6 protein-coding genes are annotated in these 8,419 nt (G+C 67.9%); 3 read left to right on the top strand and 3 right to left on the bottom strand.

Annotated elements, in window-relative coordinates; translation table 11 throughout:
• Positions 1 to 366: DinB family protein (locus VFL64_RS08990; RefSeq protein ID WP_489540042.1), on the bottom strand; the 366-nt coding region annotated here is incomplete at its 3' end.
• 538 nt (positions 367 to 904) lie between these two features.
• Positions 905 to 2,824 carry a sigma-54-dependent Fis family transcriptional regulator gene (locus VFL64_RS08985; protein ID WP_489540041.1) on the bottom strand — a complete coding sequence of 640 codons (1,920 nt, stop codon included), beginning with the start codon at positions 2,822 to 2,824 and terminating at the stop codon, positions 905 to 907.
• Between the two features lie 282 nt (positions 2,825 to 3,106).
• Between VFL64_RS08985 and exaC the strand changes: the two genes are divergently transcribed.
• The 3 genes from exaC to VFL64_RS08970 are packed head-to-tail and all read left to right on the top strand — an operon-like array spanning position 3,107 to position 7,431.
• Positions 3,107 to 4,627 carry an acetaldehyde dehydrogenase ExaC gene (exaC, locus tag VFL64_RS08980; RefSeq protein WP_489540040.1) on the top strand — a complete coding sequence of 507 codons (1,521 nt, stop codon included), beginning with the start codon at positions 3,107 to 3,109 and terminating at the stop codon, positions 4,625 to 4,627.
• A gap of 15 nt (positions 4,628 to 4,642) precedes the next feature.
• Complete coding sequence (locus VFL64_RS08975) at positions 4,643 to 6,343, top strand: PQQ-dependent dehydrogenase, methanol/ethanol family (RefSeq protein ID WP_489540039.1); 1,701 nt, start codon at positions 4,643 to 4,645, stop codon at positions 6,341 to 6,343.
• A 5-nt stretch (positions 6,344 to 6,348) separates the two neighbouring features.
• Positions 6,349 to 7,431 carry a c-type cytochrome gene (locus tag VFL64_RS08970; RefSeq protein ID WP_489540038.1) on the top strand — a complete coding sequence of 361 codons (1,083 nt, stop codon included), beginning with the start codon at positions 6,349 to 6,351 and terminating at the stop codon, positions 7,429 to 7,431.
• A gap of 381 nt (positions 7,432 to 7,812) precedes the next feature.
• On the opposite strand, the gene VFL64_RS08965 is transcribed toward VFL64_RS08970, so the two are convergent.
• Positions 7,813 to 8,419 (bottom strand): glutathione S-transferase C-terminal domain-containing protein (locus tag VFL64_RS08965; protein WP_489540037.1); only part of this gene is annotated, 607 nt, incomplete at its 5' end.

The following is an 8,419-nucleotide window of genomic DNA, read 5'->3' as shown; positions in this document are numbered from 1 at the left end:
CACCGTGCGAACAGCGCCATCTTCATGGTGCGTGTAGATCGACGGAGCCGCAAGCCAGTCTGGAGACACTGCCTTGGACCACTCCAGCAGCGCCGAATCCACCTGCGTGCGCTCCTGACGCAGCGCAGAGAAGTGGTCGTGAAGATCACCCTCGCACTCGACAAAGTCCGCATCGTTGGTAAAGCTCGCCAGGAACATCAGATCGCAAGCCAGGATGTGATTCAGCGTGCCATGAATCGACTGGAAATAGGCTCCCAGATCCCGCTTCCGATCCACATCGCTCAGCCCCTCGCACAGTGCGTACATCTTCTCGTTCATCCATGCGTTGTAGGTGGCCATGACGAGGCAGTAGTGACTTGTGATCATTGCGAACTCCAAAGACGCGACGTCTCTCTCGATGGAAGCTGTGAATTGCCGTTCCTGTTGGCGCGACCTGGCCGACTGCTTACTGGCCCCCGCGCCCTTCTGCTCTTCTACGACGATCGAGAGGGCCGCGTTTCGACAAGCCAAACAACGATTTGTCCCGAGGAGCAAGACCCCCGACGGCGCCGCTGCGCCAAGGGGTCGTGAAAACCTGGCGATCGAGGCGCTGATGCTTCGGTGCGTCCGGATGCGCATGCCGGCACCCGCCCTTCTTGCCGCAACTTCGGAGGTCGCGCCTTCCACGCCGTCAGGCAGCCCCGCCCAGGTGGGCGCAACCCCAGTGTGCCGCGAGCTGTGTGGCGGAATCCAGCGCAGCTGCGCAAGGTGAACCGGCGGGCAGGCACATGGGTTGCCGGATGGAGAGACCGGGCCTTTCTCAGCAAGGCAGCGAAAGCGGCAACCGGGCAGGCAACCAGGGCGGCAGCTCGGGAGGTCAGTCAGGCCGGCAACAAGACGGCTCGTAAGAAGAGCGCCGTCGCCCTCACTCCAACTCCCGCAACTTGCGGTACAGCGTGTTCCGGCTGATCCCCAGCCGGCGCGCTGCTTCCGACATGTTGCCGTGGCTGTCGCGCACGGCCTGTTGAACGCAGCGGGCGGACTGCAGGCGCAGGTTGGTGTCGGTGTCCTGCACGCCACGCGGCAGCGGCTGGCCCATCAGCTCCTCGACCAGGTCGTCGGGCAGGTGCGACCAGGCGAGCACCGTCTCGTCATCACCCATCAGCGCGCACGCGGTGCGCAGCACGTTGCACAGCTGGCGCAGGTTGCCCGGCCAGCGGAAGCGCGCAAAGGCGGCTGACACGTCGGGTGCGAGTTGCAACTCGCGCCGCGGTGCGAGCTCGCGCAGCATGGCCGCCACGAGCGCGCTCAGGTCGCCGCGCTCGCGCAGGGCTGGCAGTGAGAGCGACAGGCCGTTGATGCGGTAGTACAGGTCTTCGCGGAAGCGGCCCGCGTCCACCTCCTCGCGCAGCCGGCGGTGGGTGGCGCAGACGAGCTGGAAGTCCACCGCCACCGGCTTGCCGCCGCCGAGCGGCGTGACGCTGCGTTCCTGCAGCACGCGCAGCAGGCGGGCCTGCATGGCCAGCGGCATGTCGCCGATCTCGTCGAGAAAGAGCGTGCCGCCGTGCGCTTCACGGATGCGGCCCGGCGCGCCGTCGCGGCCGGCACCGGTGAAGGCGCCGGGGCGGTAGCCGAAGAGTTCGGCCTCGATCAGCGTCTCGGGCAGCGCGGCGCAGTTGACGGCGACGAAGGGGCCTTCGCGTCGCGGCCCGCTGTTGTGGCAGGCGCGGGCGAACAGCTCCTTGCCCACGCCCGACTCGCCTTGCAGCAGCAGGGCGATGGGCTTGTCGATGACGCGGCGGGCGCGGCCGATGACGGCCTGCATGGCGGCGTCGCCGGTGTCGAGTGCGGCCAGCGCATCGGCCGGCGCGGGCTGCGCGCTGCGCGGGGCCACGCCGCTGTTGATGCTGGCGCGCCCGCTGTCCAGGCGCACCCACAGCGTGCCGCCATCGGGGCGGCGCACGGCGGTGGGCAACCGGGTGGCGCGGCCGTTGCTCATCAAGGCCGACAAGCCGAGCGACAACACGCGCTCGATGCACAGCGTGCCGATGGCGCTGCGCGGCAGGCCCAGCATCTCCAGCGCGATCGAGTTGGCGCCGACGATCCAGCCGTCGTCCGACAGCGCCACCAGCCCTTCGGTGACGGTGGCTATGCCTTCGGGCTGCGCATGCAGGCGCAGCCGCATCGCGTGGCCGTGCTGCGCCTCGAAGAGCTGGTGCTCGATCATGCAGGCCGATGAACGCACCAGGCCCAGCGTGTGCGGGTGGTAGCCGCGGTGGTCGCCCGAGATGTCGAGCACGCCCAGCAATTGCCCCGCCGGGTCGGCGATGGGCGCGGCGGCGCAGGTGAGGAAGGCGTTGCGCTCCAGGTAGTGCTCGGCGCCGTGCACGACCACGGGCGCGCCATCGGCCAGTGCGGTGCCGATGGCATTGGTGCCACGCCATTGCTCGTGCCAGATGGCGCCGGGGCGCAGCGCCACGCGGGCCGCCTTGTCGGTGAAGCCGGCGTCGCCCAGCGCGTGCAGCAGCATGCCCTGCGGGTCGGCCAGGATCACCATGCTGTTGCTGTCGCGAATCTGCGCGCACAGGAACTCCATCACCGGCCGCGCATGCGAGACCAGGGCACGGCGGTGTTCGAGCGCGCGCGCGAGCTGCGCGCCCGAGGCGTGCGGCGCACCCGGCGTGCGGCCGTCGGGGGCGAGGCCGAAGTCGCGACTGCGGCACCAGCTGGCCTGCAGCGTGGGGGCGATCAGGCCGTGGGCCAGCTCGCCTTCTTCGAGCCACTGGCGGCGTGCTTCACGCAATCTGCCCGAAGGCGTGCGGGTGGCGAGGGCGTGTGCGGCCATGGCGTTGTCTCCTTCGGTGGCCCTGTGCGGGCTCTGTCGAACTGCGTGCCACAAGGGTAGCGACTGCGCTGCGGCCGCAAAGCGGTTCAGCACGAATCGGGTGGGGTGTTGTCCCGTTTGAGGACAGGTGTCTCCCGCGCGGCGCGATCGACACAGTGTGGGCCTCCCACCTGACGGGTTTCTTGCGCCGGAAATACCCCTTCGTTGTTGAACCGGCCCTGGCACGCCGGATGCGATGCGGCGCCTCGGCACTACCCATCAACCAGGCATCAGGAGACAACCATGCTTTACGCCAGCCCCAACACCCCCAACGCCAAGCTTGCCTTCAAGCCGCAGTACGACAACTTCATCAACGGCAAGTTCCAGCCGCCGGTGAAGGGCCAGTACTTCGACGTGGTCACGCCGATCAGCGGCAAGGTCTACACGAAGGCGGCACGCTCGACCGCCGAAGACATCGAGCTCGCCCTCGACGCGGCCCACGCTGCCAAGGCCAAATGGGGTGCCACCAACGCCGCCGAGCGCGCCAACATCCTGCTCAAGATCGCCGACCGCATCGAGCAGAACCTGGAGCTGCTGGCCTATGCCGAGACGGTGGACAACGGCAAGCCGATCCGCGAGACGCTGAACGCCGACATCCCGCTCGCGGCCGACCACTTCCGCTACTTCGCCGGCTGCCTGCGCGCGCAGGAAGGCGCGCTGAGCCAGATCGACGACAACACCGTGGCCTACCACTTCCACGAGCCGCTGGGCGTCGTCGGCCAGATCATCCCGTGGAACTTCCCCATCCTGATGGCGGCGTGGAAGCTCGCGCCCGCGCTCGGCGCCGGCAACTGCGTGGTGCTCAAGCCGGCCGAGTCGACGCCGGTGAGCATCCTGGTGCTGACCGAGCTGATCGCCGACCTGCTGCCGCCCGGCGTGCTCAACATCGTCAACGGCTACGGCAAGGAGGCCGGCACGCCGCTGGCCACCAGCAAGCGCATCGCCAAGATCGCCTTCACCGGCTCCACCGCCACCGGCCGCGTGATCGCGCAGGCGGCCGCCACCAACCTGATCCCCGCCACGCTGGAGCTGGGCGGCAAGAGCCCGAACGTGTTCTTCGAGGACGTGATGGCGCACGACGACGCCTTCCTCGACAAGGCCATCGAAGGCCTGGTGCTGTTCGCCTTCAACCAGGGCGAGGTGTGCACCTGCCCGAGCCGCGCGCTGGTGCAGGAGTCGATCTACGACCGCTTCATCGAGCGCGCACTCAAGCGCGTGGCGGCCATCAAGCAGGGCAGCCCGCTCGATACCGAGACCATGATGGGCGCCCAGGCCTCGGCCATGCAGATGGACAAGATCATGTCCTACCTCGAGGTGGGCAAGCAGGAAGGCGCCAAGGTGCTGATCGGCGGCGACCGCAACCTGCTCGGCGGCGAGCTCGCCGGTGGCTACTACATCCAGCCCACGCTCTTCAAGGGCACGAACAACATGCGCGTCTTCCGCGAAGAGATCTTCGGGCCGGTGCTGGCCGTGGCGACCTTCAAGGACGAGGCCGAGGCGCTGCAGATCGCCAACGACACGCCCTACGGCCTGGGCGCCGGCGTGTGGACGCGCGACGGCAGCCGTGCCTACCGCATGGGCCGGGCCATCCAGGCCGGCCGTGTGTGGACCAACTGCTACCACGCCTACCCGGCGCATGCGGCCTTCGGTGGCTACAAGGAATCGGGCATCGGCCGCGAGACGCACAAGGCCATGCTCGACCACTACCAGCAGACCAAGAACCTGCTGGTGAGCTACTCGCCGAACGCGCTGGGCTTCTTCTGACGCGGGGCAGGCACCATGAACAACACCACCATGCGCATCACCTGCGCAGCGGCAGCCTGCGCGCTGCTGGCCGGCGCCGCCTTCGGCGCCACCTCCGCCCGCGATGCCGAAGCCAACGGTTGGGCCATGTACGGCCGCGGCTACGACAACACCCGCTTCTCGCCGCTCAAACAGGTCAGCACGGCCAACGTGGGCAAGCTGAAGCTGGCGTTCTCGTTCCAGCTTGGCTCGCTGCGATCGAACGAGTCGTCGCCCATCGTCATTGGCGACACGATGTACGTGAGCACCTCGTGGGGCCCGAAGTACGTCTACGCGCTCGACGCCCGCACCGGCAAGACGAAGTGGACCTACCAGCCCGAGGTGCCCGACGACACGCTGCAGTACGCCTGCTGCGACGTCAACAACCGCGGCGTGACGTATGCCGACGGCAAGATCTTCGTCGGCCGGCTCGACGGCAAGCTCTCGGCCGTGGACGCCAGCAACGGCAAGGAGCTGTGGACCACGACGGTGGTCGACTACAAGCAGGGCTCGGTCATCACCTCGCCGCCACTCGTCGTGCGCAACATGGTGATCACCGGCTTTGGCGGCGGCGAGTACGGCGCGCGCGGCAGCCTGCAGGCCTACGACGTGGCCACCGGCAAGGAGCTGTGGAAGACCTGGACGGTGCCCGGCCCCGGCGAAGCCCACAACGACAGCTGGAAGGGCGACAGCTGGCAGCACGGCGGCGCGGTGCCCTGGCTGATCGGCTCCTACGACGCCAAGACCGACACCATCTTCTGGGGCACCTCCAACCCCGGCCCCTGGAACACCGTGGTGCGCAGCAGCGGCGACGGCAACTACGGCAAGCTGACCAACCTGTACTCGGCCAGCACGATTGCCTTCGACGCGGCCAGCGGCAAGATCAAGTGGTGGGTGCAGGCCACGCCCGCCGACGCGTGGGACTACGACGGCGTCAACGAGCTGGTGCTGGCCGACCTCAACATCGCGGGCGCGAAGACGCCGGTCTACATGAAGGCCGACCGCAACGGCTTCTTCTACGTGGTCAACCGCGAGAGCGGCAAGATCCTCTCGGCCGAGAAGTACGTGCCGACGACCTGGGCCTCGAAGATCGACGTGGCGACCGGCAAGCCCAGCGAAGACCCCGACAAGCGGCCCGGCCCCAACCACCCGGTGAAGGGCGTGTGCCCCAACCTCATCGGCGGCAAGAACTGGCAGCCGATGTCGTTCAACCCGCAGACCGGCCTGGTGTACATCCCGAGCAACAACGTCTGCATGGACTGGTCGGTGAGCGAGGTCAACTACCGCAAGGGTGTGTTCTACCTGGGCGCCGACTTCCCCACCCAGCCCGGCCCCGGCGGCTACATGGGCGAGCTGATGGCCTGGGACCCGGTCAAGCAGAAGAAGGTGTGGGGCGTGAAGACCGACCTGCCCTTCAACGGCGGCACGCTCACCACCGCGGGCAACCTCACTTTCTGGGGCGACCTGCACGGCGTCTTCCACGCCTACGACGCCAAGAACGGCAAGGAGCTGTGGAAGATGCCGCTGGGTTCGGGCATCGGCGCGGGGCCGATCAGCTACGCGGTCGATGGCAAGCAGTACGTGGCGGTGGTGGTGGGGCGCACCGCGTCCATTCCCGCCTTCCTGGGCGAGGTGGGCAAGAAGATGACGGAGGCCACGCCCGAGGGCGGCGCGCTGTTCGTCTTTGCGCTGGAGTGATGGCCATGAAGAAAGCCGTTCAACTCCTCGGCCTGCTGGCGGCCCTGGCCTGCGGGGCCGCCAGCGCGCAGGCCTCCGCGGCACCGCTGCGCCTGTGCGCCGACCCCGCCAACCTGCCCTTCAGCAGCAACGCGCCCGAGGCGGCCCAGGCGGGCACGCCGGGCCTCTACGTGGAAGTGGCGCAGGCCGTGGCCCAGGCGCTCGGCCGCCCGCTGGAGACCGTGTGGTCGCTCAGCTACTTCGGCAAGCGCAACCTGCGCACCACCCTGCTGGCCGGTCAGTGCGACCTCGCGGTCGGCCTGCCGGCGGTGAGCGACTTCATGGGCCCGCGCGTGGTCTTCACGCGGCCCATCCTCACCCTCGGCTACGCGCTGGTGGTGGCGAAGGACCGCCCCGTCGGCGGCATCGACGACTTGGTCGGGCTGCGCGTGGCGGTGCAGTTCAACTCGCCGCCGCAAGGCCTGCTGGCGGCGCGCGGCGACATCACCTCCGTCACCGCCATGGACCCGGAAGAAGCCATGCGCAAGCTCGCCGCCGGCGAGGCCGATGCCGCGTTCGTGTGGGGCCCGAGTGCAGGCTACATCAACCACACCGCGCTGCACGGCCGCTTCAAGCTGGTCGCCATCGACGCGCCGCAGATGCAGTTCCCCGCGGCGATCGGCGTGGCCCGCAAGCAGGCCGCGCTGCGCGACGAGATCGATGCCACGCTGCCGGCGCTGCAGCCGCGCATCCAGGCGCTGAGCGCCAAGTACGCCGTCGCGATGGGGCCGGGCCTGGCGCTCGCCAACGCGGGGCTGGTGCAGGCGGTGGCCACGCAGTCGGCCCCGCAGGGCGAAGTGGCCAAAGGCAAGGAGATCTTCAACGGCACCTGCGCCCACTGCCACGGCCCGAACGCGGTGGTCGAAGACCGCAAGATCAACCTGCGCCGCCTGCAGATCAAGTACCCCGAGCAGATGGAAGAGGTCTACTTCACCACGGTGAACAACGGCCGCCCGAGCAAGGGCATGCCGGCCTGGAAGGAGGTGTTCAAGCCGCAGGACTTCGTGGACATCCTGGCCTACCTGAAGACGCTGCAGGAGCCGAAGTGATGCTTGTGTCGGGCGGATCCTGATGTCGGTCGGGGCCGTGGGAGTGATCGGCGAATCAGCTTCTGGTCACAGGACGGTGCCGGTATCGGCACGTCGGGGTTGCGCAAGCAGCCGGGCGCATTCACCGATCACGCGGTCGAAGACAAGGCCTCCGAGATGAACATGCTGAGCGCGCAGAACTGCGCAGGCGTAGCGCTGTTGGCAAATGGAGGCGTGGTCAGTCGAGCTCGACGCAGATATCCGCGAGGCCTTAGGCAAGCACACGCTGACGCCAGCGATGCTGTCCGGCCAGCAGAAGGACGGGCTGCGAGCGCCGGGGGCTTACTGCGGATAGTTTGCTGACGGGCATCGCTCAGGCATGTCGACGCTGGGGGGCTTCATTCAAAAAGTGACCTCGGTATCGCCGGGCTGCCAGGCGACGAACTTCGTCATGACCGCCTCGAACAAGGTGGAATGGACGATTCGTTTTGTCCAAGCTTGCAGCGGCTCGAACGGTGCGCTGTCGAACCAGCCCGGGTCGACAGCCGCGAACTGCCGGATGAACGGCGCGATGGCCATGTCAGCCAACGACGGCGTGTCACGCAGCAGAAAAGGACGATCCACCAGACGCCTGTTCAACGGCGCCAGCATCAGGTCAACAGCGTCGTCGCGCCAGGCTTGCATCGGGCGCTCGGGGTGGCGCGACGCGTACTTGTAGCGGTCGAGCGCATGCTTGAAGGGCCCGTCATTGAGAGCGATCAACGCGAGTGCTTCCTCCTGCTCTCGAAGACGAAGCCATCCTTGCGGGTCATGCTGCTCGAGCGCCCAGCGCATGATGTCCAGGCTCTCTTCCAGCACGTGGCCGTTGGGCAGCTGCAGTGGCAGTTCGGTCACGATGAAGTCCTCGTTGAGGGACTTCAAGGTGGCGCTGGCGACGTTGGCCGGATACGCGTTGGGCCACTGCGGCAAGGTCGTGTAGTGAGCGTTGGTCATGAGCAGGGATTCTCTC

Origin of the sequence: Rhizobacter sp., assembly GCF_035702065.1 — a bacterium.
Classification (GTDB): domain Bacteria; phylum Pseudomonadota; class Gammaproteobacteria; order Burkholderiales; family Burkholderiaceae_C; genus Rhizobacter.
Note: the sequence above shows the minus strand (reverse complement) of the source record. Positions and strands in the feature narration are given on the sequence as shown.